The 22,323-nt window shown below is 67.1% G+C and carries 16 protein-coding genes; 5 read left to right on the top strand and 11 right to left on the bottom strand.

Going from position 1 to position 22,323, the window contains the following annotated elements; all coding sequences use genetic code 11:
• Positions 1-2: 2 nt before the first annotated feature.
• From ACL9RL_RS15360 to ACL9RL_RS15350, 3 genes are all read right to left on the bottom strand, one after another.
• On the bottom strand, positions 3-1,379 hold the full coding sequence (locus ACL9RL_RS15360) for an RNA polymerase sigma factor (RefSeq protein ID WP_422781142.1): 1,377 nt from the start codon (positions 1,377-1,379) through the stop codon (positions 3-5).
• A gap of 118 nt (positions 1,380-1,497) precedes the next feature.
• Entirely contained in the window at positions 1,498-2,808 is a 1,311-nt protein-coding gene (locus tag ACL9RL_RS15355; protein WP_422781141.1) for an MFS transporter, read from the bottom strand.
• Between the two features lie 41 nt (positions 2,809-2,849).
• Positions 2,850-3,773: a proteasome assembly chaperone family protein gene (locus tag ACL9RL_RS15350; RefSeq protein WP_422781140.1), complete on the bottom strand. Its 924-nt coding sequence runs from the start codon at positions 3,771-3,773 to the stop codon at positions 2,850-2,852.
• Positions 3,774-3,884: 111 nt separating this feature from the next.
• Between ACL9RL_RS15350 and ACL9RL_RS15345 the strand changes: the two genes are divergently transcribed.
• The 3 genes from ACL9RL_RS15345 (at position 3,885) to ACL9RL_RS15335 (ending at position 8,335) form a co-directional block, all read left to right on the top strand.
• Entirely contained in the window at positions 3,885-5,369 is a 1,485-nt protein-coding gene (locus ACL9RL_RS15345; RefSeq protein ID WP_422781139.1) for a leucyl aminopeptidase, read from the top strand.
• Between the two features lie 94 nt (positions 5,370-5,463).
• Positions 5,464-6,837, top strand: coding sequence for a dihydrolipoyl dehydrogenase (gene lpdA / locus ACL9RL_RS15340; RefSeq protein ID WP_422781138.1), 1,374 nt, complete (start codon positions 5,464-5,466; stop codon positions 6,835-6,837).
• A gap of 64 nt (positions 6,838-6,901) precedes the next feature.
• Entirely contained in the window at positions 6,902-8,335 is a 1,434-nt protein-coding gene (locus ACL9RL_RS15335) for a 2-oxo acid dehydrogenase subunit E2 (protein ID WP_422781137.1), read from the top strand.
• A gap of 10 nt (positions 8,336-8,345) precedes the next feature.
• On the opposite strand, the gene ACL9RL_RS15330 is transcribed toward ACL9RL_RS15335, so the two are convergent.
• Together ACL9RL_RS15330 and ACL9RL_RS15325 are read right to left on the bottom strand one after the other, a co-directional pair.
• On the bottom strand, positions 8,346-9,032 hold the full coding sequence (locus ACL9RL_RS15330; protein WP_422781136.1) for a hypothetical protein: 687 nt from the start codon (positions 9,030-9,032) through the stop codon (positions 8,346-8,348).
• On the bottom strand, positions 9,032-9,688 hold the full coding sequence (locus ACL9RL_RS15325; protein WP_422781135.1) for a hypothetical protein: 657 nt from the start codon (positions 9,686-9,688) through the stop codon (positions 9,032-9,034). The genes ACL9RL_RS15330 and ACL9RL_RS15325 overlap by 1 nt, the downstream gene beginning before the upstream one ends.
• A gap of 166 nt (positions 9,689-9,854) precedes the next feature.
• On the opposite strand from ACL9RL_RS15325, the gene ACL9RL_RS15320 reads away from it, so the two are divergent.
• Entirely contained in the window at positions 9,855-10,556 is a 702-nt protein-coding gene (locus tag ACL9RL_RS15320) for a DUF4191 domain-containing protein (RefSeq protein ID WP_422781134.1), read from the top strand.
• Positions 10,557-10,643: 87 nt separating this feature from the next.
• Here ACL9RL_RS15320 and ACL9RL_RS15315 read toward each other — a convergent pair whose 3' ends face one another.
• Positions 10,644-11,075, bottom strand: coding sequence for an RDD family protein (locus tag ACL9RL_RS15315; RefSeq protein WP_422781133.1), 432 nt, complete (start codon positions 11,073-11,075; stop codon positions 10,644-10,646).
• Between the two features lie 138 nt (positions 11,076-11,213).
• Here ACL9RL_RS15315 and glnA point away from each other — a divergent pair, with 138 nt between their 5' ends.
• Positions 11,214-12,638: a type I glutamate--ammonia ligase gene (gene glnA / locus ACL9RL_RS15310; protein ID WP_422781132.1), complete on the top strand. Its 1,425-nt coding sequence runs from the start codon at positions 11,214-11,216 to the stop codon at positions 12,636-12,638.
• Positions 12,639-12,770: 132 nt separating this feature from the next.
• Here glnA and ACL9RL_RS15305 read toward each other — a convergent pair whose 3' ends face one another.
• From ACL9RL_RS15305 to ACL9RL_RS15285, 5 genes are all read right to left on the bottom strand, one after another.
• Entirely contained in the window at positions 12,771-14,237 is a 1,467-nt protein-coding gene (locus ACL9RL_RS15305; protein WP_422781131.1) for a UDP-glucose dehydrogenase family protein, read from the bottom strand.
• 77 nt (positions 14,238-14,314) lie between these two features.
• Complete coding sequence (locus tag ACL9RL_RS15300; protein WP_422781130.1) at positions 14,315-15,784, bottom strand: glycosyl hydrolase; 1,470 nt, start codon at positions 15,782-15,784, stop codon at positions 14,315-14,317.
• Positions 15,777-17,333 carry a glycosyltransferase family 2 protein gene (locus ACL9RL_RS15295; RefSeq protein ID WP_422781129.1) on the bottom strand — a complete coding sequence of 519 codons (1,557 nt, stop codon included), beginning with the start codon at positions 17,331-17,333 and terminating at the stop codon, positions 15,777-15,779. Before ACL9RL_RS15295 ends, ACL9RL_RS15300 begins: the two co-directional genes overlap by 8 nt.
• Before the next feature lie 542 nt (positions 17,334-17,875).
• Entirely contained in the window at positions 17,876-20,899 is a 3,024-nt protein-coding gene (locus ACL9RL_RS15290; RefSeq protein ID WP_422781128.1) for a bifunctional [glutamine synthetase] adenylyltransferase/[glutamine synthetase]-adenylyl-L-tyrosine phosphorylase, read from the bottom strand.
• 19 nt (positions 20,900-20,918) lie between these two features.
• Positions 20,919-22,274 (bottom strand): glutamine synthetase family protein, encoded by a 1,356-nt coding sequence (locus ACL9RL_RS15285; RefSeq protein WP_422781127.1) that lies wholly within the window; start codon positions 22,272-22,274, stop codon positions 20,919-20,921.
• Positions 22,275-22,323: the final 49 nt, after the last annotated feature.

Below are 22,323 nucleotides of genomic sequence, written 5' to 3'. Positions count from 1 at the left end.
GCCTACTCGAGGTAGTCGCGAAGGGACTGCGACCGGCTCGGGTGGCGCAGCTTCGCCATCGTCTTGGACTCGATCTGACGAATGCGCTCACGCGTCACGCCGAAGGTGTCGCCGATCTGGTCGAGCGTCTTCGGCATGCCGTCTCCGAGGCCGAAGCGCATCCGGATGACACCGGCTTCGCGCTCGGACAGGGAGTCGAGGAGCGACTCGAGCTGCTTCTGCAGCATGGTGAAGCTCACGGCGTCGGCCGGGACGACGGCCTCGGTGTCCTCGATGAGGTCACCGAACTCGCTGTCGCCGTCCTCGCCGAGCGGCGTGTGCAGTGAGATGGGCTCTCGACCGTACTTCTGCACCTCGATGACCTTCTCAGGGGTCATGTCGAGTTCGCGGCTGAGCTCTTCCGGCGTGGGTTCGCGACCCAGGTCCTGGAGCATCTGACGCTGCACGCGGGCGAGCTTGTTGATGACCTCGACCATGTGGACCGGGATGCGGATGGTCCGCGCCTGGTCCGCCATGGCGCGTGTGATGGCCTGACGGATCCACCACGTCGCGTAGGTGGAGAACTTGAAGCCCTTGGTGTAGTCGAACTTCTCGACGGCACGGATGAGGCCCAGGTTGCCCTCCTGGATGAGGTCGAGGAACTGCATGCCACGACCCGTGTAGCGCTTCGCGAGCGACACGACGAGGCGGAGGTTCGCGCCCAGCAGGTGGCTCTTGGCGCGGGCGCCGTCCTTCGCGACCCACTGCAGCTCACGGCCGGCCTGCGACCGCTTCTCGATGTCGGTCAGGGCGGAGAGCTTGTCTTCCGCGAAGAGACCGGCCTCGATGCGCATGGCGAGCTCGACCTCTTCGGCCGCGTTCAGCAGCGCGACTTTACCGATCTGCTTCAGGTAGTCCTTGACCGGGTCGGCCGTGGCGCCGGTGATCGCCGCGGAGTACACGGGGATCTCGTCGTCGTCGCTGTTTGAGAGGACGAGCGCGTCGGTCGGCAGCGTGATCTCGGGGACGGACTTGGTGTCCTCGTCCTCCTCGGTCGCGTCCACGCTGTCATCGCCGTCGGTTGCGGCGGTGACGACCTCGGCGACGAGATCGGTGGCGTCGTCGTCGCCCTCTTCGTCTTCGACCTCGTCTGCGGCGCCTGAGCCGGCCTTGGCCTTCGTCTTGGCAGGAGCAGCCTTGACGGCCGTCTTCCTGGCGGTTGTGGTCTTGGTGCTCCGGGCCGTGGTGGCGCGGGGCTCCGTGATCTCGTCTGCTGGCGCCTCGGTGGCGTCGGCGCGAGCGGTCTTGGTGGCCATACCTGCACCTTCCTGTTCGGGAGTGGAATGGGACTGCGCCCATTCCCCGATGGTCCGTTGATTTCGGACATTACGAGGACCCATGTCAAGTCCTGGTGAAGTACAACCCAAATAAGGCTGCCGACATTCCGAGAAGTGAACGGGTCCGATCACCATTATAGCGCGCTCAGCCGAAGCCAAGGTTCACGTGGGAACGGCCGGCTCAGCGGCGCTTCCGACTCAGGCGGTTGCGGAGCGCGATCCAGAGCGGACCGACGGCGATCCCCTCCTCCTCTGTCATGCGACGCCGCGCCTTCGAGCGCGCGAGCAGGAGCATCACGACGCCGGTGCCGATGACGAGGTACTGGACCGTGAAGGCGACCTTGAAGTTCGCGACCGAATAGTCGGCGCGCCCACCGGAGAGGGCGTCGATGATCACGCCGATGAGGAACATGATCACGAAGCTCGCCAGGAAACCACCGACGTTGACGATCCCGTTCGCGCCACCCAGACTGCGCAGCGGATTGAACGTCCGCGCGAAGTCGAAGCCGATAAGCGAGCCTGGACCGCCGACGCCGACGATGACGAAGAGCACGATCACGAGCCACATGGGCGGCGTCCCCGGCCACAGCAGCACAACCGCCCACGCGAGTCCCATCACACTGACGATGAGCAGCACGAGATTGCTGCGACGGTACGGGAACCGTGCGGACAGGACACCGATCACGGGGCCCGAGATCATGCCGGCCACGACGATGACGATGAGCAACGAGGCTGCGAGCGGCTGCGGATAGCCGAGGCCGTAGACCATAAACGGGAAGCCCCAGAGGAGCGTCAACACGGTCCCGGAGGACTGCGTCACGAAGTGGGACCAGAAGCCGAGCCGGGTGCCGGGATGCTTGAAGCTCCGCACGACGTCCCCCACGACATCGCCCCAGGTCGCCGGCCTCGGCGGCTCGGCTGAACCCGCCGGCCGATCGGCGATCACGATCAGGACGCACACGAGCGCGAAGACCACGAGTCCGGAGGCGGAAAGGAACGCGGTCTCCCAGCCCAGACGGTGCAGCACGAACGAGAACGGCACCGCAGAGAGCACCTGGCCGATCTGCCCGAGGTTGCCGACCCACTGCGAGGCGATGGGGACCTGCTTGGGCGGGAACCAGGAGTTCACGAGACGTAATACGGAGGTGAACACCGCCGCGTCGCCGAGACCGACGAGCATCCTGCCGACGACTGCGAGCGGGAGTTCGTGCGCGAGCGCGAGCACCACCTGACCGATCGTGACGACCGCGAGGCCGCCCATGATGAGCCGCTTCGGCCCCAGCCGGTCGATCAGGACGCCGACGGGGACCTGCATCGCCGCGTACACGGCGAGCTGCGCGACCGCGAGCGTCGACAGTGCTGCTGCGTCGACGTGGAACCGTTCGCTCGCATCGACCGCGGCGACGCCGAGGGTCGATCGCTGCATGATCGTGATCAGATAGGCGAACGCGCCGACGCCGAAGACCCACCATCTGACGCGTCGACCCTGCATCACTCCAGCGTAGTCAACGAGCGCCAGCCGCCCGTGAGCGGTTACAGACCGGGGAGGCCGTCCTCGCCGTGACGACGCGTCGCGAGGAACTTCTCCAGCTCGGCGGCGATCTCGTCCGCCGTCGGCAGCTCACCGCTCTCGTCCGTCAACGGCGATCGAGGCGTGTTGTCCTCCATGTACGCGTCGTACCGCTCCTCGAGCGTGCCGACGAGCTTGCCGAGCTCGTGATTCGACGCAACCTGCTCATCGATCTTCGCGAGGAACTCGCGTCCGTCCTCGCGCAGCTGATCGGTCGGGAAGATGAGCCCCGTCGCTGCGCTCAAGCTCTCGATGGAGAGGACCGCCGCCGCCGGGAACTCCGTGTCGGCGAGGTAGTGCGGGATGAGCAGGACGAACCCGGTGACGCTGTCGCCGCGCTGGAACAGTCGGAACTCCAAGAGGTGCAACACGTTGGAGGGGACCTGCGTGTGCGGACGCCAGACCGACATGGACTCGATGAGGTCGAAACGGTTGCCGCTCACCGTCACCCCGATCGGACGGGTGTGCGGGACGGGCATCGGGATGGCGTGCACCCACGTCGTGCTCGCGACCTTGAAGCGGTCGACGAGCTGGAGCACTGCGGCGATGAACCGCTCCCACTGGAAGTCCGGTTCGAAACCCGTGAGCAGGAGGAACGGCGTACCGAGTTCATCGCGTGCGAGCGAGAGCGTCAGCGTCGCCGGACGGTAGTCCGTCAGGTGATCCTGGTCGAAGTAGATGATCGGACGGCGTGCGCGATAGTCGAGCAGGGTGTCGACGTCGAACTCCGCCACGACCGTGGTGTCCAGCACGTCGCCCAGGTACTCCGTCAGCTGACCGACGGCTCCGCCGGCGTCGGAGAAACCCGTCAGGCCCGCGATGAGGTGGAGACCGATGGGGACATCGATCTCGGGGTGCACCTCGTAGAGGTCTTCTGGCTTCTGCATGTTTCAACTCTAAAGGCGCGTCGGAGAGCCGACCGCGGTCGGACAACAGCCGAGAGCGAACACACCGGCCGAGCCACGGCGTCCTCGCCGACCCGCGCATACGATGGAGTCATGACGCTTCCAACGCTCCAGGTCCTGTCCACGCCGGCCGAGGAGATCGAAGCCGATGTGCTTGTGATCGGAGCGACGTCCGGCCCGGACGGGCCCACACTGCTCGCCCCCGACGCGTACGCCTCCATCACGGACCAGCTCGACGTCATCGGTGTCACGGGCGCGGCCGATGAGCTGGTCCGCCTCCCGGACACGATCGGCGCGAGCACCGCGATCGCCGTCATCGGACTCGGCAAGGTCTACGACGCCGACGCCGTCCGCCGTGCTGCAGGCGCAGCCACCCGCAAGCTCGCCGGGTCCGCGCACGTGGTCATCGCGATCCCCTTCCCCGGCTCGGACGAGGCCGAGGCGGCCCTTGAGGGCGCAGCCCTCGGCACGTACCGGTTCACGGCCTCCAAGGGCACCGGCTCCCCCACCCCCAAGGACGCGGTGTCGCAGATCACCGTTGTGGTCCCTGAGGAGTTCGAGGTCGGCACCGAGCACGCAGTCGCTGTGGCATCGGCCATCGCCCTCGTCAAGGACCTCGGCAACACCTCCCCGCTCGACCTGTTCCCGGAGAGCTTCGCCGAGGCAGCGCAGGCCGCCGTCGCCGACCTCCCCGTCGAGGTGACCGTGTGGGACGAACACGCTCTCGAAGCCGACGGCTTCGGCGGCATCCTCGGCGTCGGTCAGGGATCCTCCCGCCTCCCCCGCCTGGTCAAACTCGCCTACAGCCCGGAGGGCGCCGAAACGCACCTCGCGCTCGTCGGCAAGGGCATCACCTTCGACAGCGGCGGACTCTCCCTCAAGCCGCCGACCTCGATGGTGGGCATGAAGTACGACATGCTCGGCGCCGCCACCGTGCTCGCCGTGCTCAAAGCCGTCGCCGAACTCCGACTGCCCGTCCGCGTGACGGCGTGGCTCTGCCTCGCCGAGAACCTCCCATCCGGCACCGCGATCCGCCCGAACGACGTCCTCACCATCCGCGGCGGACGCACCGTCGAAGTCCTCAACACCGATGCGGAGGGCCGCCTGGTCCTCGCAGACGGCCTCGTCGCCGCGAGCGAGGAGCACCCGGACGCCATCATCGACGTCGCGACGCTCACCGGGGCGGCCGTCGTCGCCCTCGGCCGGACCTACACGGCCGTGATGGGCGACGTCGACCTCGTGACGGACCTCATCACAACAGGCGAGGCGACGGGCGAACAGCTCTGGCCCATGCCCCTTCCCCCCGAGCTCCGCGAGGTCATCTCCTCGGACATCGCCGACATCGCGAACGTCAAGCCTGGCAACACCGCCGCCGGCGCACTCATCGCCGGGGTGTTCCTCCAGGAGTTCGTCGGAACGCGCTCGGACGAGGACGACACCCGCATCCCGTGGGCGCACCTCGACATCGCCGGAACCGGTGACCGCTCCGACGGACCGTCCGGCTTCACGACCAAGGGTCCGACGGGTGTCGCCGTGCGGACACTCCTGGCTATGGCCGAGGACTTTTCCCGCGCGTAGTAAGGTCATAGGGGCAACTCGACTTGCCACGACACCGCCCACACCCAGACGGTTGCCAAACGCCCACGAAGCACAGATACAAGGAGCAAACGGAGTGTCCGAGCAGAAATTTGACCTGGTAGTCCTCGGCGGCGGAAGCGGTGGTTATGCCGCTGCGATTCGCGCAAGCGAGCTGGGCTTCAGCGTCGGTCTCATCGAGAAGGACAAGGTCGGTGGAACGTGTCTGCACCGCGGCTGCATCCCCACCAAGGCCCTGCTGCACGCTGCAGAGGTCGCAGACGTCTCGCGTGAGTCGTCCAAGTACGGCGTCAACACCACGTTCGACGGCGTCGACATCGCCGGCGTCACCTCGTACCGTGAAGGCATCGTCGCCAAGAAGTACAAGGGACTCCAGGGCCTCGTCAAGACCCGCGGCATCACCACGATCGAGGGCGAAGGCCGCCTGACCTCCCCCACGACCGTCCAGGTGGGCGACGACACGATCGTCGGCAAGAACATCATCCTCGCCACCGGCTCCTACAGCCGCTCGCTCCCCGGTCTCGAGATCGGCGGCAAGGTCATCACGAGCGAGCAGGCCCTCGGCCTCGACTTCATCCCGAAGAAGGTCGCCGTCCTCGGCGGCGGCGTCATCGGCGTCGAGTTCGCAAGCGTCTGGAAGTCCTTCGGCGCAGAGGTCGTCATCATCGAGGCGCTCCCCCACCTCGTCCCCAACGAGGACGAGGCCATCTCGAAGCTCCTCGAGCGCGCGTTCCGCAAGCGCGGCATCGAGTTCTCGCTCGGTGTGCGCTTCCAGGGCGTCACGCAGGACGACGAGGGCGTGCACATCACGCTCGAAGACGGCAAGACCTTCGACGCAGATCTTATGCTCGTCGCCGTCGGCCGCGGCCCGTCCACCGCCAACATGGGCTTCGAAGAGGTCGGCGTCACGCTCGACCGCGGCTTCGTCCCCACGAACGACCGCCTCGAGACGAACATCCCCGGCGTGTACGCCGTCGGCGACATCGTCCCCGGCCTGCAGCTCGCGCACCGCGGTTTCCAGCAGGGCATCTTCGTCGCGGAGGAACTGGCCGGCCTGAACCCGGTCATCATCCCCGACGTCAACATCCCCAAGGTCACCTACTGCGACCCGGAGGTTGCATCGGTCGGCCTCAGCGAGGCCAAGGCGGCCGAGCAGTACGGTGCCGACAAGATCACGGCGTACGACTACAACCTCGCCGGCAACGGCAAGAGCGAGATCATCGGCACGAGCGGACTCGTCAAGGTCGTCCGCGTCAACGACGGTCCCGTCATCGGTGTGCACATGATCGGCGCTCGCGTCGGTGAACTCATCGCAGAGGGTCAGCTCGCAGTCAACTGGGAGGCATACCCGGAGGACATCGCACCGCTCATCCACGCACACCCCACGCAGAACGAGGCGCTCGGCGAGGCCTTCCTGGCCCTCGCGGGCAAGCCTCTGCACGCGCTGTAAGCACGATGCAGACAACACCCCACCAGGCAATGAACACAGAACAGGTTTCAAAGGAGACAACGTCATGAGCGAATCCGTCAGCCTCCCGGCACTCGGCGAGAGTGTCACAGAGGGCACGGTAACCCGCTGGCTCAAGAACGTCGGCGACACGGTGGAGGTCGACGAGCCGCTGCTCGAAGTCTCCACCGACAAGGTGGACACCGAGATCCCCTCGCCCGTTGCCGGCATCATCGAAGCCATCCTGGTCCAGGAGGACGAGACCGTCGAGGTCGGAACCCCGCTGGTCACGATCGGCGACGGTTCCGGTTCGGCCGCTGCCGAGCCAGAAGCCCCTGCCGAGGCGCCTGCAGCCCCGGCGGCAGAGCCCGTCGCGGAGGTCCCCTCCACCGAGGCGCCCGTCGAGGCCGCACCTGCTGCTCCGGCAGCACCGGCGCCCGCGCCGACCCCCGAGCCCGCACCCGCTGCGGCCGCTCCGGCGGCCCCCGCGGCTCCGGCACCGGCTGCACCCGCCGCTCCTGCTCCGGCAGCTGCGGCACCGGTTGCCGCTCCGGCAGCTCCGGCTGCTGCGCCTGCCGCAGCCCCTGCTGCGCAGGGCGGTTCGGTCAACTCCGGCTACGTCACGCCGCTCGTCCGTCGCCTCGCCAACCAGCACGGCGTCGACCTGGCGAACGTCACGGGCACCGGCGTCGGCGGACGAATCCGCAAGGAGGATGTCCTCCAGGCCGGCGCGAGCACCGGCTCCGCATCGGCAGCAGCCGCTCCGGCCGTCGTCGAGGTCTCGCCGCTGCGCGGCACGACCCAGCCGATGACGCGTCTGCGCAAGGTCGTTGCAGAGCGCGCCGTCGCGTCGATGCAGGGCACGGCCCAGCTGACGACCGTCGTCGAGGTGGACGTCACCAACGTCGCACGCTTCCGCGACGCGGTGAAGGCCGACTTCCTCGCGAAGACCGGCAACAAGCTGTCCTTCCTGCCGTTCTTCGCACTCGCGGCCAGCGAGGCGCTGAAGACGTACCCGATCATCAACGCGACGGTCGACGGCACGGACATCGTGTACCCGGCGACCGAGAACGTGAGCATCGCCGTCGACACCGAGCGTGGTCTGCTGACCCCCGTCATCCGTGACGCGAGCTCGAAGTCGATCGCAACGCTCGCCGCCGAGATCGCCGACCTCGCCCAGCGCACGCGTGACAACAAGCTGCAGCCGGACGAGCTGTCCGGTGGCACGTTCACGTTGACCAACACGGGTTCGCGCGGCGCGCTGTTCGACACGCCCGTCGTGTTCCTGCCGCAGTCGGCCATCCTGGGCACCGGCATCGTCGTCAAGAAGCCTGCCGTCATCTCGGTCGGTGGACAGGACGCGATCGCGATCCGCTCGACGGTTTACCTCGCGCTGAGCTACGACCACCGCATCATCGACGGCGCGGACGCTGCCCGCTTCCTCACCGCCGTGAAGACCCGCCTGGAGGCAGGCGACTTCGAGGGTTCGCTCGGCTACTGAGCGTTGACAGCTACGCGCTGAACACCTCACGCAGACGCCAGCCCGTCTCGGTCCTCATCACGAGGATCGTGACGGGCTGGCGTTCTGTTGTTCCGGCTGGGGCCGACTCCGGCACGACATCTGCCCCGAGCATCGCGGCATCCCCTTGCGCACCGATCAGCCGAAGCGACGAGGCGTCCACAACCGTCCTGGGCGCCCCTGAGGGCGTTGCTCCAGCGAGCATCAGTCGGTCGGCGACTTCGATCGCAGACCCCGGCTCATCGACCTGACCCACGCATTCAGGATCTGATCCGTCGAGGCACGCTTCGCGAAGGTCGACGAGGATACGACCGGCGGCCAAGGGGTCGTCAGCGTCGAGCGCGGCATCCAGATCCGCGCCAGCATCAGCTTCTCCGATCGGGATCACGGAGGGGACGGGGCTGGCTGCAGGTTCTGGGGTGCCGGACGAGGGGCCGCCCGCTGACGACTTCGATGACGCGGTCGGTGTGGGCACCGTCACGATGGAAGCTGCTGCCGGGCCACCCGCGGTCCGGTCCCCCGACGACATCGCCAGCAGCACACCGATCGTGCCGACCGTCGCGAGGGAGAGCCCGTAGGCGATGAGTCGTCTCCGTCGCCGGTGTGAGCGACCGGATCGAGCCGCCAGCCCGCGCGTGGCGTCGCGCAGAGCGGATGCCCAGACCACCGCTCTCGACATCACCGCCGCTGCTCCTGATCCGAGGTCGCGACGCCGCTCGCTGCTCGACGTCGGGACACCGGCAGCGGGTCCCGTTCCGGCATCCCGTCCGCCAGCAGTACCGGGAGCGGCCGCGCGAGGTCGAAAATCCATCGCTCAAGACGTGAAGCGACATCACCCGTCCCGAACGCCTCGTGCGATGCGTCGGGAGGACCCGCCGTCACCCGGACGTCTTCGACGGAACAGTCCCGACCCTCGGTGCCAGGAGCAGCGGATGCGATCACTTCCCTGGCCACACCGCTGAGCGCTCGCCAATCCTCAGCCGCACCCGTCGCCGTCAACACGGCGGCGTGTTCCCATCCACACAGGACGGGTCGGCCGAATCGATCGAACAAGATCGCTGAGGCCGTGATTCGACGATGCGCGACGCCGCTCGTGTGCGCAGCGCGGACGGCATCGACCAGCGGAGCCAGGATCGTCACGGCCTCACCCGGCGCGATCGTCACCCGTCGATGCAACAGGCTCGGGAGGTCTCCGCCGGCCAGCGCTTCGAACACGGCTTCCGGCCGACCGCCTCCTGCATCGTTCAGATCGATCAGTCGTTGGATGTGCGGATGCCGCAGCCGTGCGAGCGCACTCAGCCAGCCCCACGAGCCGACGGCATCTGGCGTGGGCACGGGTGGGTGGTTGCGGGTGGGATTCAGCGTTCGCATAGGGCGATCCTGCCCCCGGTCGCCCGCTCAGAACGGTGGAACCGTGAAGCTGTGGATGCTTCGCGAGGAGGAGGCGCCTGTGGAGGAAGACGCAGCAGCCGGAGCCCCGCGCACCGGGTATCCTGTCAGTATGGCTAAGGACACACCCGCACAGGCGCAGAAGGAACCAGGTCGCTTCAAGCAGCTCTGGCAAGTGTTTCAGCTCACCCGTCGCCATGACAAGGCGGCGCAGTGGTTGATGCTCGGCGCGTTCCTGCTGCCGATCCTCGTTGGACTCGTCGTCGCGCTGCTCTTCTCGGCAGGCAACGTCTTCGCGCTCGTGATGTGGATCATCGCCGGTGTGCTCGGTGGTGTCCTCGCGGCGCTCTTCACCCTCACGCGTCGCGCGGACCGCGTCGTCTACACGCAGATCGAGGGACGCCCGGGTGCCGTCGGCCAGGTGCTCCGTGCAGCCCCGCGCTCCTGGCAGGCGAGCGAGATGCCCGTCGCCGTCAACCCCAAGACGCAGGACGCCATCTACCGTGCCGTCGGCCGTGGCGGCGTCGCCCTCATCGCCGAAGGCCCCAAGACGCGCACCTCCAAGCTCCTCGAGGACGAGAAGCGCAAGGTCGCCCGCATCCTCCCGAACGTCCCGGTCAGCGTGTTCCACGTCGGCCCGGACGCCGACTCCGTTCCGCTGCGCCAGCTGTCCTCGCAGCTGCGCAAGGTCAAGAAGGCGCTCACGAACCCCGAGGTGCTCGCCGTCAGCAACCGTCTCTCCTCGTTCGGATCGCAGCTGCCCATCCCTAAGGGCGTCGACCCGTCCAAGGTCCGCCCGCAGCGCGTCCGCTAGTCCCCCGTACACAGACAGGAATCCCCGGTCGCCTCAGCATTCAGCTGAGACGGCCGGGGATTCGTCGTTAGTCTTCGATGGAGTCGGTCAGCGCATCCTGATGAGCACGGTGCCGGCGATCTTGTCGTGGAACCCACGCTGATCCGAATCCCAGACGAGCGCCGGGACGACGATGCACAGCAGCACCGTGCGGAGCGCCGGGCGCCACACGCCGACCCAGCCGCCTTGCAGCGGGATGACGCGCATGCCGCAGATGCGGTGGCCGATGCTGCCGCCGATCGTCGGGATGAACACGATCTGCATGATCCCGAACACGATGAGCGTCGCGAAACCGTCGTAGTTGAAGAACGTCAACGACACGATCGCAGCGATCGCCCAATCGATCGCGACGGCGCCGATCCTGCGCCCAGCGCGGCCGACGGAACGAGGACCTCGCTCGGGAAGGCCGAGCCGCTCCCCTGGGTATCCGCTGGGTGGTAGGTCACCGAACGTACGGGCATTGCGCGGGGAGTCTGACACTATGACAGTCTATTCGAGCGGAGATTCTCGTAACATCCACGAAACATGGGTGTCACGGGTGGGTAACCGCTCGCCCGTAGTCTCGCAGGTGGCTGCGCTGTGCAGCCTCCTCAGTACCAATCCATTGGAGCCATTCACATGTTCAGTGATTCTTCCGAGGTGCTCAAGTTCATCAAGGACACCGATGTCAAGTTCCTCGACATCCGCTTCACCGACCTCCCCGGTGTGCAGCAGCACTTCAACATCCCGGCCAACACTGTTGACGAGGAGTTCTTCACCGTCGGCCAGCTGTTCGATGGCTCGTCCATCCGTGGGTTCGCAAACATCCACGAGTCGGACATGCAGCTCATCCCGGATGTCTCCACGGCCTACATCGACGCCTTCCGCGCCGAGCGCACGCTCATCATGGTGTTCGACATCTACAACCCGCGCAACGGCGAGATCTACTCGAAGGACCCTCGCCAGGTCGCCAAGAAGGCTGAGAAGTACCTCGCCTCCACCGGCATCGCCGACACCGCGTTCTTCGCCCCAGAGGCAGAGTTCTACATCTTCGACGACGTCCGTTACGAAGTGAACCAGCACTCGAGCTTCTACTCGGTCGACTCCGAAGAGGGCGCCTGGAACACCGGCCGCGCCGAAGAAGGCGGAAACCTCGCCAACAAGACCCCCTACAAGGGCGGCTACTTCCCCGTCAGCCCGGTCGACAAGCAGGCCGACCTCCGCGACGACATCTGCCTCAAGCTGATCGACGCCGGTCTCATCCTCGAGCGCAGCCACCACGAGGTGGGCACGGGCGGCCAGGCCGAGATCAACTACCGCTTCGACACGATGGTCGCCGCGGCAGACGACATCCTGAAGTTCAAGTACATCGTGAAGAACACGGCCGAGCAGTGGGGCAAGACGGCGACGTTTATGCCGAAGCCGCTCTTCGGCGACAACGGTTCAGGCATGCACACGCACCAGTCGCTGTGGAGCGAGGGCAAGCCCCTGTTCTACGACGAGAACGGCTACGGCGGCCTGTCCGACCTGGCTCGCTGGTACATCGGCGGCCTCCTGAAGCACGCTCCCGCCGTGCTCGCCTTCACGAACCCGACGGTGAACTCTTACCACCGCCTGGTCCCCGGCTTCGAGGCTCCGGTCAACCTGGTCTACTCGGCCGGCAACCGTTCAGCATCGATCCGCATCCCGATCACGGGCACGAACCCGAAGGCCAAGCGCATCGAGTTCCGCGCCCCTGACGCCTCCGGCAACCCGTACCTCGCGTTCGCCGCGCAGCTCATGGCCGGCCTCGACGGCATCAAGAACCGCATCGAGCCGCACGAGCCCGTCGACAAGGACCTGTACGAGCTTCCCCCCGAGGAGGCGAAGAACATCCCCCAGGTTCCCGCATCCCTCGGTGAGGCGCTCACGGCTCTCGAAGAGGACCACGAGTTCCTCCTCGCCGGCAACGTCTTCACTCCGGAGCTCATCGAGACCTGGATCCAGTACAAGCGCGAGCAGGAGATCAAGCCCCTCGCACAGCGTCCGCACCCGTTCGAGTTCGAGCTCTACTACGGCGTGTAGTCACTGACCGCAACGACAACGGCCCCGCAGTCCTCGGACTGCGGGGCCGTTGTCGTTCTGATCATCCCCGTCCCGCTTCCCCTCGCAGACTGGGCTGGGATGGGGAGAGCGGGGCGGAAGGACGGGCGGACGCTAACGGGAGACGAGCTCTCGCTTGCGGTCGGGAGACGACGGGGCGACGTCGAACGACGCGGTACCGTGGCCGAGCCCAGCGTAGGACCAGCCGGCACGCCTCCAGGCGGCACCGTCGAGGCAGTTCCGAGCATCGATGACGACGGGTGTCCGAACGACCGACGCGAGCGTCGCGGGATCCTGAGCGACGAACTCCGGCCACTCCGTCAGCACGAGCACCGCGTCGACCCCGGCGATTGCGCCCTCGACCGAGTCCGCGTATCCGAGGGTCGGGAAGCTGCGACGAGCGGTGTCGTTCGCGGCAGGATCGAAGACGACGACGTGCGCACCGCGCAGGTGCAGCGCAGCGGCGACGTTGAGCGCCGGCGAATCGCGGACGTCGTCCGTGTCCGGCTTGAAGGCCGCGCCGAGCACACCGATCCGCCGGTTCAGCACCGTTCCGCCGCACGCCTCGATCGCCCGATCGATGACACGCTGCCGCTGACCCATGTTGATCTCGTCGACCTGCTGCAGCAGTCCGGCCGCCGCGTATGCACCGAGTTCGCTCGACCGGTGCATCAGCGCACGGATGTCCTTCGGGAGGCATCCGCCGCCGAAGCCCAGTCCGGCGTTCAGGAACTGGCGTCCGATCCGGATGTCGTGACCGAGCGCATCGGCCAGCATCGAGACGTCGGCGCCCGCCGCCTCGCACACCTCCGCGATCGCGTTGATGAACGAGATCTTGGTCGCGAGGAACGCGTTCGCGCTCACCTTGACGAGTTCGGCCGTCGGCAGGTCGCAGACGAGCACCGGGGTGCCGTTCGCGATCGGTTCCTCGTACACCGCGCGCAGCACCGCCTCCGAGCGGTCGCTCGTCCCGCCGAAGACGATCCGGTCGGGCCGCAGCGTGTCGTCGACGGCCTTGCCCTCGCGGAGGAATTCCGGGTTCCAGACGAGTTCGACGTCGAGGCCGGCCGGCACGACGTCGGCGATGAGCGAGCGGAGGCGCGCACCGGTACCGACCGGGACGGTCGACTTGCCGACGATGACGCCGTCGTGCGTGAGGTTCGCCGCAACCGCGGTCGTCGCCGCTTCCACGTAGCTGAGGTTCGCCGCGAAACTCGCCTTCTGCTGCGGGGTGCCGACGCAGATGAAGTGCACGTCGGAGAGCGCGGTGGCTTCGGCGATGTCGGTCGTGAACCGCAGGCGCCCGGACTCGACGTGGCGGAGGATGAGCTCCGGAAGCCCCGGTTCGAAGAACGGGACGCGCCCCTGGCTCAGTTCGTCGACTTTCGACTGGTCAGTGTCGACGCCGATGACCTCGAAGCCCATCTCCGCCATCGCAGCGGCGTGCGTCGCGCCGAGGTACCCGGTGCCGATGACGCTGATGCGTGGACGGGTCTGGGTGTCGTCGGAGGGGTGCTTCGCGGTGTTCTTGGCCGCTTTGGCCGTGGTGCGGGCTGCGGGCGGCGTGTCGTTCGTGTCCATGGAATGCTCCTTCGTGTCTGAGATCGACGGATGTGCGTTGTCGGCCGGTGCGGCCGGATCGGTGAGGGTCCGCCTGCTCACGACGGCGGCCGCAGATCGAAGTTGGCCTCCGGTTTGGTCAACCCGGCGATGAAGGCCGCCAGGCTGTCCGCTCGGGAGTCGACCCGCCAGTCGTTCGTCCCCCGGACGCCTTCGACGTACGTCGTCACGGCGAGACTGAACCAGGAGATGCCGATGACGTCGGCGTTGGCGGGCTCGCTCAGGCCGTCGAAGACGCTCTTGACCCACGCCGGCTTGTGGCCGCCGGTCTCTGAGGCGCCCACCTCGGCGAGGACGATCGGCTTCGCCGTCAGCGCCCTCAACGCGTTCAGGCTCTTGTTGAACGTGTATCCGAAGGTGAAGTCGTTGTCGGGCTTGTAGGCCGGACGCAGGTACCCGGACAGGCCGACCCAGTCGACGTAGTCGTCGCCCGGGAAGAGGCTCGCGAGGTAGTCGGGCTTCTGGTGGTGCGCCGGCAGGTTGTTGATGATGTTCGGTGCCCAGACCCAGATGACGAGCGAGTTCGCGCCCTCCTGCTCGAAGATGTCGTGGACGTGCTTCCACACCTTCACGTAATCTCCTGGGCGGTTGCCGTTGATCGGGTTGCCCTTGCCGTCCATCTCGGACCACGGGTACCAGATGCCGTTCATCTCGTGGTTGAACCGCATCGCGAGCGGGAGGCCGTTCGCGACGATGTCCTTCGCGTACTGACGGATGTAGTCGTCGTAGGCGCCAGGCACACCGGCGTCGGGGTCGCCGAGGATCTTCGGCAGCGTGTACTCCGGCTCGTTGACCTGGTCGTTGCCCGACGTGATCGGCCGCGACTCCCAGGTCATCATCGGCAGGGCGCCCTTCTGCCAGGACCGGGTGACGGCGTCTGCGCGGAACGGCTGGTCCCAGCCCTGGAAGTACCCGACGAGTCCCGGCTGGACGCCGATTTTCGCAGCGGTGTTGTCGAGCGTCGCCCAGTTGAACGGCGCCTGCTCGGTGTACAGGCCGAAGTAGCGGCTCGTCGGCGAGACGAGCTCCTCCTTGCTCGGCGCGGTGACGGGCGTCGGCCCGTTGCCGCCGGTGTTGCCCGGCTTGCCCGGTTTCGGAGCACCGCCCGTGGAACCGGACGGTTGCGTCGCCGGCTTCGACTTGGCATCCGCCAGGGCCCGCTCGGCGCTCGTCGCGCGCTGTTGAGCGCTCGCGAGCTGCTTCGCCTGATCGGCGAGCTGCTTGACATAGTTGGTGCGTTCGTTCGTGAACGAGGTCTTCTGCGAGCTGAGGGTGCCCTGCAGCGTGTCGACCTTCTTCTGCAGCTTGTCGTTCTCCAGCGCGAGCGGGTTGACCGTGCGGACGGCGCTCTCGGCGGTTTCGACGAGGGCCTGCTGCACCTTCTCCGGCGAGACCCACACGATGCCGGTGATGATGACGAGGATGGCGACGAGGCCGCTCGCCGCGGCGATGCTGCCACGCGAGTGCTTCTTGCTCGTCGCCCACCAGGAGCTGAAGTGACTAGACAATGAACATCGCCTCCACTGCAAAGATCGCGATTCCGATCACGTACGGGATGGCCGCTTTCGGATTGAGCTTGCGCTTGGCCGCGCGAGGCGCCCGGCCGGCTGCTGCACGACGGGTGGTCGTCTCGATCTCCGTGCGCTCGAGGACGGTCGTGGCCGCACCCGGTGCGCCAGCGACGGTCGGATCGGCACCGAACATCGACTCGACCGCTGCGACGCCGTCGGTCTCGGACGCCACCGGTCCTGGCGTTGGTGCAGGGCCGGAGGATGCGGCAGCCTCCTGCGCGAGTTGCTCGTCCTGGTCGCCGCCGGCGTAGGCGCCGGCACGGGTGCCCCAACCACTCGCGTGTCCCATGCGGAAGAAGCCGATGAGGCGGATCGGCATCAGGAAGAACGTCGAGACGATGATGAACACCGGGAGGCGCAGGAAGTCAGACGGTTTCTCGGCGAGGTGACGCATCTGTCTGATCGCCATGCTGACGACGGAGGAGACGACCATCAGTCCGACGACGAAGACGATCCCGACCTGGATGCCGTACTCGGCGAGGAAGCCCTCGTAGAAGTTGTACCCCTGGCCGGTGAAGGCCCGGTAGATCCAGCCGCCGATGACACCGGCGAGCAGGAACGGCAGGATGATGTCCATCACGAAGAAGAGCGCGAGCATCGGCGCGTGCGCGAGCATCCACGGGAGCATGCGCAGCGTGTTGTACTGGCTGCCGCGCGCCCACCGGAGCTGCTGCTTGAAGAGCTTCTTCACCTGGAGCGGGGCGTCGGTGTAGACGAGGCTCGTGTACTGGTAAACCGTGCGGTAGCCCTCCTTGAGGGTGAGGTTCGTGAGCGTGCGGTCATCGGACACTTCGAGGAACACCCCCATAAAGCGCTCGGTCATGAACTTGTCCATGACCTTCGCCAGGATCGTGCGTCGGAACGCGATGGTCCTGCCGGGGAGGCAGCCGATCTGTCCGAGCACGCTCTGCGCCGGCATGGAGTAGAGCGCTCGCGAGTTCTCCAACCAGTCGGCCCAGCGGGTGATCCAGCTGCGCTCAGGCTCGAGGATCCGCTGGCGGGTCGTGACGCCGCCGACACGGGCGTCGGAGAAGGGCTTGAGCAGCTCGCTGAGCGTGCCTTCCGTCCAGACCGTGTCGGAGTCCACGAGCACGGTGATGTCACCCGTGGAGAGCTCCGTGCCGATCATCACGGCGTTGCGCTTCCCGGGGATCGGCGTGTGTACCCAGCGGACGGCCGGGGCGAACTCCTCGCACACGCCTTCGAGTGCGGGGTTCTTGGCGCCGTTGATGACGACGATGATCTCGTCAGGGCCCTGCTCGACCATCCGGCCGATGACATCGCGGAACAGGTCGAGCGGTTCGTCGACCACGGGGACGACGACGCTCGTGGTCAGGTTGGGCGACTCCGTGTACGGGCGGTATCGCGATGAGAGCACCACTTTGATGATCCACAGGATCCAGATCAGGGCGGAGTACACCGCGAACATGTAGAGCTCGGGATGACCTCCCAACATGTGGCGTATTTGCAGGATGAAGATGAACACGGGCGTCCCCTCGGTAGCAATCGGTCGGTGCGTGTGCGTTCCACATCGTCGGGGAGGCAGGTGCGGGCGGGTGTTGGCTCGATTGTGGCGATACCCCCGAACAGGGGGCAAGGCGGCGTAACATGCCCGAAACATATTGGAAACATGTTCGTAGTCCCCCACTCTGCGGACCCGTGTCCGCACCTTTGGGGACCAGTGTCGGCACGAATGAGGACACGGTTTTTGTCCTGGTCGGAGGCACAGAATGCGTCGAGATGACGTCCGCACTTGGGTGGACACGATGCTGTGAACCACCTGATAAGGCAGGGATTACCGAGGGGTGATCTCAACCCGATCATGACCTGAAATGAGTCGCGCAACCAAGTTTTAGTGGTCGACGAGACATACCGTTTCAGGGCGATGTGTCCCCCACGTCACGGCGTGAAGAATTTACATACGGAACGCATCTCGCGCCGCAGTCATCGCCCCTGAGCGCCGAGGAACGGCAGGGCAACGCCGTGCGATCGGCGAAGGTTCGGCACAGCGGCCGGCACTGCAGTGGGTCAGCGCGTGGTTCCCGGGTCGACCGCAGCCGGGCTCTCGATGCCGTAGAAACCGAGTTCGAAGACCGCGCGAGCGCGCCTCGTGACAGCGAGGTAGTCCTGTTCCAGGACGCTCGCGGAGCCGGGCGGGTATTCCAGGAGGCGAGCGACGCCATCGAGTTGTTGGCGGTCGCTCGGCAGCACGTCCTGCGTCTTGTTGAGCCAGAGGGTCATCGCGGAGCGTGCGCGCGATGCGAAGATCCACGCGGCTCGCAGTCGTTCGGCAGCCCAGGCTTCGACCAGCTCGGCCTCGACGGCTGCGGCCAGTGCGTGGAGGGTCGACGTCGTCCGGAGGCCGACCGTCTCCGCCCCGAACTGCATCTGCAGGAGCTGCACGTACCACTCGACGTCGCTCAATGAACCACGCCCGAGTTTCAGGTGACGCGTCGGGTCGGCGCCCTGCGGCAGCCGCTCGCTCTCCACCCGCGCCTTGATCCGTTTGACCTCGCGGACGGCTTGCTCGCTCACCGCGACCGGATACCTGACCGTATCCGCGAGCGTCTCGAAGTCGGTCACGAGCGCGCGGTCCCCCGCAACGCCACGTGCCCGCAGGAGCGCCTGGGCCTCCCAGGTGAGCGACCAGCGCTCGTAGTACGCGCGGTAGGAGTCCAGCGAGCGGACGACGGGTCCGTTCTTGCCCTCCGGCCGAAGCCCGAGGTCGAGGTCGAGCGGGAGCCGCGCGTCCTCCGTCAGCCGTTTGAGCTCGCCCGCGAGCGTCTGCGCCGCCTGTTGCGCGGCCTGCGGGTCGACGTCGCCCGCCCGGTACACGTACATGAGGTCGAGATCTGAACCGAGGCCGAGCTCTGCGCCGCCGTACCGCCCCATCGCGATGATGGCGAATTCGATGTCCCGGCCCACGCCGCCGATATCGCGCGCGGCGCTCAACACGCCCTCGAGCGTCACGGTCGAGATGTCGGTGAGCGCCGTCGCGAGGCGCTCGACGTCGAGCAGCCCGACGGTCGATGACATGGCGACCCGGAGCACCTCGCGGCGTCGGATCCCTCTGAGGGCGCCGGCAGCACTCTCCGCGCTCTCATGGCGCCGGAGGATCGACGCAGCCTCCTCCTCGAGCGCAGCCCGCGACCGCGGCTGCAGTTCGTCGTCGCCGGCGAGCCACGCGGCGGACTCCGGGATCCGATCCATGAGCTCGCCGATGAACCGGGAGCCGGACAACACGCGCGTGAGCCGCTCGGCCGCGCCGGAGGAATCGCGGAGCATCCGCAGGAACCAGTGCGACTCCCCGAGAGCCTCGCTCAGGCGCCGGAACGCGAGGAGGCCGTAGTCGGGGTCGGCGCCGTCCGCGAACCAGCCGAGCATCACCGGCAGGAGGTGGCGTTGGATCGTCGCGCGCCGCGACACACCGGCGGTGAGCGCCGCGATGTGGGCGAGCGCGCCTCTCGCGTCGAGGAAGCCGATCGCCGCGAGTCTGGCCTCCGCCTGATCGCTCGTGAGACTCATGCCGCCCTCTGGCAGCGCAGCGACCGCGGACAGCAGCGGCCGGTAGAAGAGCCGCTCGTGGAGCTGCCGCACCTCGTGCTTCGTCGCCTCCCACCTGGTGGTCAGCCCATCGGCGCTCGTCGCGAGCGTGCTCGCGCGGGCGAGCGCGCGCAGACTCGGCTCATCGCGCGGCATGAGGTGGGTGCGATGCAGTCTCGTCAGCTGCAACCGGTGCTCGAGGACGCGGAGCACCCGGTAGTCCCCCGCGAACTCCCCCGCCTCCGCGCGGCCGATGTACCCGGCCGTCGCGAGGCCGTCGAGGGCCTGCAGGGTGCTCCGCTGCCGCACGGTGTCGTCCGCCTGGCCGTGCACGAGCTGCAGCAGCTGGACGGTGAACTCGATGTCGCGGAGCCCACCAGGGCCGAGCTTCAACTGGTAGTGGACGTCCTCCGGCGGGATGTTCTCCGTCACGCGCTCGCGCATACGCTGCACCGATCCGACGAAGCCCTCCCTGGAGGCGCTGTCCCAGACCTTCGGTTGGAGGGCTGCGATGTACCTGCCGCCGAGTTCGAGGTCACCGGCCATCGCCCTGGCCTTCAGCAGCGCCTGGAACTCCCAGCTCTTCGCCCACCGGTCGTAATAGACGATGTGCGATTCCAAGGTGCGGACGAGCGCTCCGGCCTTACCCTCCGGACGCAGGTTCGGATCGACCTCCCACAGGCCGGGTTCGACGCTCGCCTGATCGATCCCCCGCATCGTGAGGATGGCGAGTCTGGTCGCGATGTCGACGGCACGGCCGTTCTCCAGGCCGGCGGTCTCATCGCCCTCCGCCACGAAGATGACGTCGACGTCGCTCACGTAGTTGAGCTCCTGAGCACCGGCCTTGCCCATCCCGATGATGGCGAACCGTGTGGCCGCGACGTCGTCGCGGGGGAACATCCCTGGGCCGCGCGGGCCGCTCGACTGCGTCCTGGCCACGGCGATTGCGGCATCGAGCGCTGCCGCCGCGAGGTCGGCGAGCGACGACGCGACGAGGTCGAGCACTGCGACGGGATCCGGGGAGCAGAGGTCGAACAGGGCGACCTCTGCGAGGAGGCGACGGTACTCCACACGCAGTGCGTCCCACGCCGGTTCCTCGATGACCGAGGCGAAGCCGTCGACGGCCCCGACGCTCCCGAGGATCCGCTCCCTGGCTTCGGCGAGGGTCGGCAGCACCGGTTCAGCGATCGTGAAGACGTCGAGCTGCTCCGGGCGACGGATGAAGAAGTCCACGAACCCGCGAGATGCACCGAACAGCCGGAGGAGGCGATCCGCAGAATCGGCGTCGGCGAGCAATCGGCCGACGCGCTCCTGCGCGGTCCTCGCGACCGCAACGACGCCCTGCAGGGCAGCGTCCGGATCGGCGCTCCTGGCGAACGACGGCATCACGACATCGACGTCGAACGGCACGATGCCGTTCAATTCCTCGAGACGCTCCCTCGCAGCGCTCAACTCGGTGAACCCGAGTCTCGCGAGTGTGCTCAGGGCGATGTTCTCCCGCCTGGTCATGGCCTCGTCAACGTGCGGATCAGAGCATCTCGAGGTTGCTCGCCAACTCGAACGGGGTCACCTGCGCCCGATACTCCTGCCATTCCTGACGCTTGTTCAGCAGCACGTAGTTGAACACCTGCTCGCCGAGCGTCTCGGCGACGAGTTCGGATCCCTCCATCAGGCTGACCGCACGGTCGAGGCTCGCCGGGAGCGCGTTGTAGCCGAGCGCACGACGCTCGGTGTCGGACAGCGTCCACACGTTGTCCTCGGCCTCCGGTGGGAGCTCGTAGCCCTCTTCGATGCCCTTGAGGCCGGCGGCCAACATAAGCGAGAAGGCGAGGTACGGGTTCGCTGCAGAGTCGATGGCACGGTACTCGATGCGCGCGCTCTGGCCCTTGTTGGGCTTGTAGAGCGGGACGCGGACGAGCGCGGAGCGGTTGTTGTGGCCCCAGCAGACGAAGCTCGGCGCCTCGGAGAGCTTGTTCGGTCCGACGCCGCCCCAGAGCCGCTTGTAGGAGTTGACGAACTGGTTGGTGACGGCCGTGATCTCCGGGGCGTGCGTGAGCAGACCGGCGATGAACTGGCGGCCGGTCTTCGAGAGCTGGTACTGCGCGCCGGCCTCGTAGAACGCGTTGGCGTCTCCCTCGAAGAGCGACATGTGCGTGTGCATGCCGCTGCCGGGCTGGTGCACGAGCGGCTTCGGCATAAACGTCGCGTAGACGCCTTGCTCGATCGCCACCTCCTTGATGACGGTGCGGAAGGTCATGATGTTGTCCGCGGTCGTCAGGGCGTCCGCGTAGCGCAGATCGATCTCGTTCTGACCAGGGCCGGCCTCGTGGTGGCTGAACTCGACCGAGATGCCGAGGTCCTCGAGCATACGGACGGAACGACGACGGAAGTCGTGCGCGGTGCCGCCGGGGACGTTGTCGAAGTAGCCGGCGGAGTCGACCGGCTCCGGGCCGTTGACGCCGTACTGCGACGACTTCAGCAGGTAGAACTCGATCTCGGGGTGCGTGTAGAACGTGAAGCCCATGTCCGCGGCCTTCGCGAGTGTGCGCTTCAGCACGTTGCGGGGATCGGCGACGGCCGGCTGCCCGTCGGGTGTCGTGATGTCGCAGAACATGCGGGCCGTCGGGTCGATCTCGCCGCGCCACGGGAGGATCTGGAACGTGGTGGGGTCCGGATGCGCGAGCAGGTCAGACTCGAACGAACGGCTCAGACCCTCGATCGCGGAGCCGTCGAAACCGAGGCCCTCCGTGAACGCGCCCTCGACCTCTGCCGGCGCGATCGCGACCGATTTCAGTGTGCCGACGACGTCGGTGAACCAGAGTCTGACGAACTTGACTCCCCGCTCCTCGATCGTGCGGAGAACGAAGTCGCGCTGCTTATCCATCTGCCCTCTTCCTCTGGCCGTCGGCCTGTGACTAGGGTACTGGTTTCAA

Source organism: Plantibacter sp. Mn2098 (assembly GCF_049319745.1).
Taxonomy (GTDB): Bacteria; Actinomycetota; Actinomycetes; order Actinomycetales; family Microbacteriaceae; genus Plantibacter.
The sequence above is the reverse complement of the archived record's forward strand: the minus strand, read 5'-3'. Positions and strand labels throughout refer to the sequence as shown.

Bases quoted from the DNA above. Each gene is read 5' to 3' on its own strand.
- ACL9RL_RS15360 (WP_422781142.1), bottom strand. From the start codon at position 1,379: ATGGGTCCTCGTAATGTCCGAAATCAACGGACCATCGGGGAATGGGCG.
- glnA (WP_422781132.1), top strand. From the start codon at position 11,214: ATGTTCAGTGATTCTTCCGAGGTGCTCAAGTTCATCAAGGACACCGAT.
- ACL9RL_RS15355 (WP_422781141.1), bottom strand. From the start codon at position 2,808: ATGCAGGGTCGACGCGTCAGATGGTGGGTCTTCGGCGTCGGCGCGTTC.
- ACL9RL_RS15350 (WP_422781140.1), bottom strand. From the start codon at position 3,773: ATGCAGAAGCCAGAAGACCTCTACGAGGTGCACCCCGAGATCGATGTC.
- ACL9RL_RS15330 (WP_422781136.1), bottom strand. From the start codon at position 9,032: ATGTCGAGAGCGGTGGTCTGGGCATCCGCTCTGCGCGACGCCACGCGC.
- ACL9RL_RS15345 (WP_422781139.1), top strand. From the start codon at position 3,885: ATGACGCTTCCAACGCTCCAGGTCCTGTCCACGCCGGCCGAGGAGATC.
- ACL9RL_RS15285 (WP_422781127.1), bottom strand. From the start codon at position 22,274: ATGGATAAGCAGCGCGACTTCGTTCTCCGCACGATCGAGGAGCGGGGA.
- ACL9RL_RS15320 (WP_422781134.1), top strand. From the start codon at position 9,855: ATGGCTAAGGACACACCCGCACAGGCGCAGAAGGAACCAGGTCGCTTC.
- ACL9RL_RS15335 (WP_422781137.1), top strand. From the start codon at position 6,902: ATGAGCGAATCCGTCAGCCTCCCGGCACTCGGCGAGAGTGTCACAGAG.
- ACL9RL_RS15305 (WP_422781131.1), bottom strand. From the start codon at position 14,237: ATGGACACGAACGACACGCCGCCCGCAGCCCGCACCACGGCCAAAGCG.
- ACL9RL_RS15290 (WP_422781128.1), bottom strand. From the start codon at position 20,899: ATGACCAGGCGGGAGAACATCGCCCTGAGCACACTCGCGAGACTCGGG.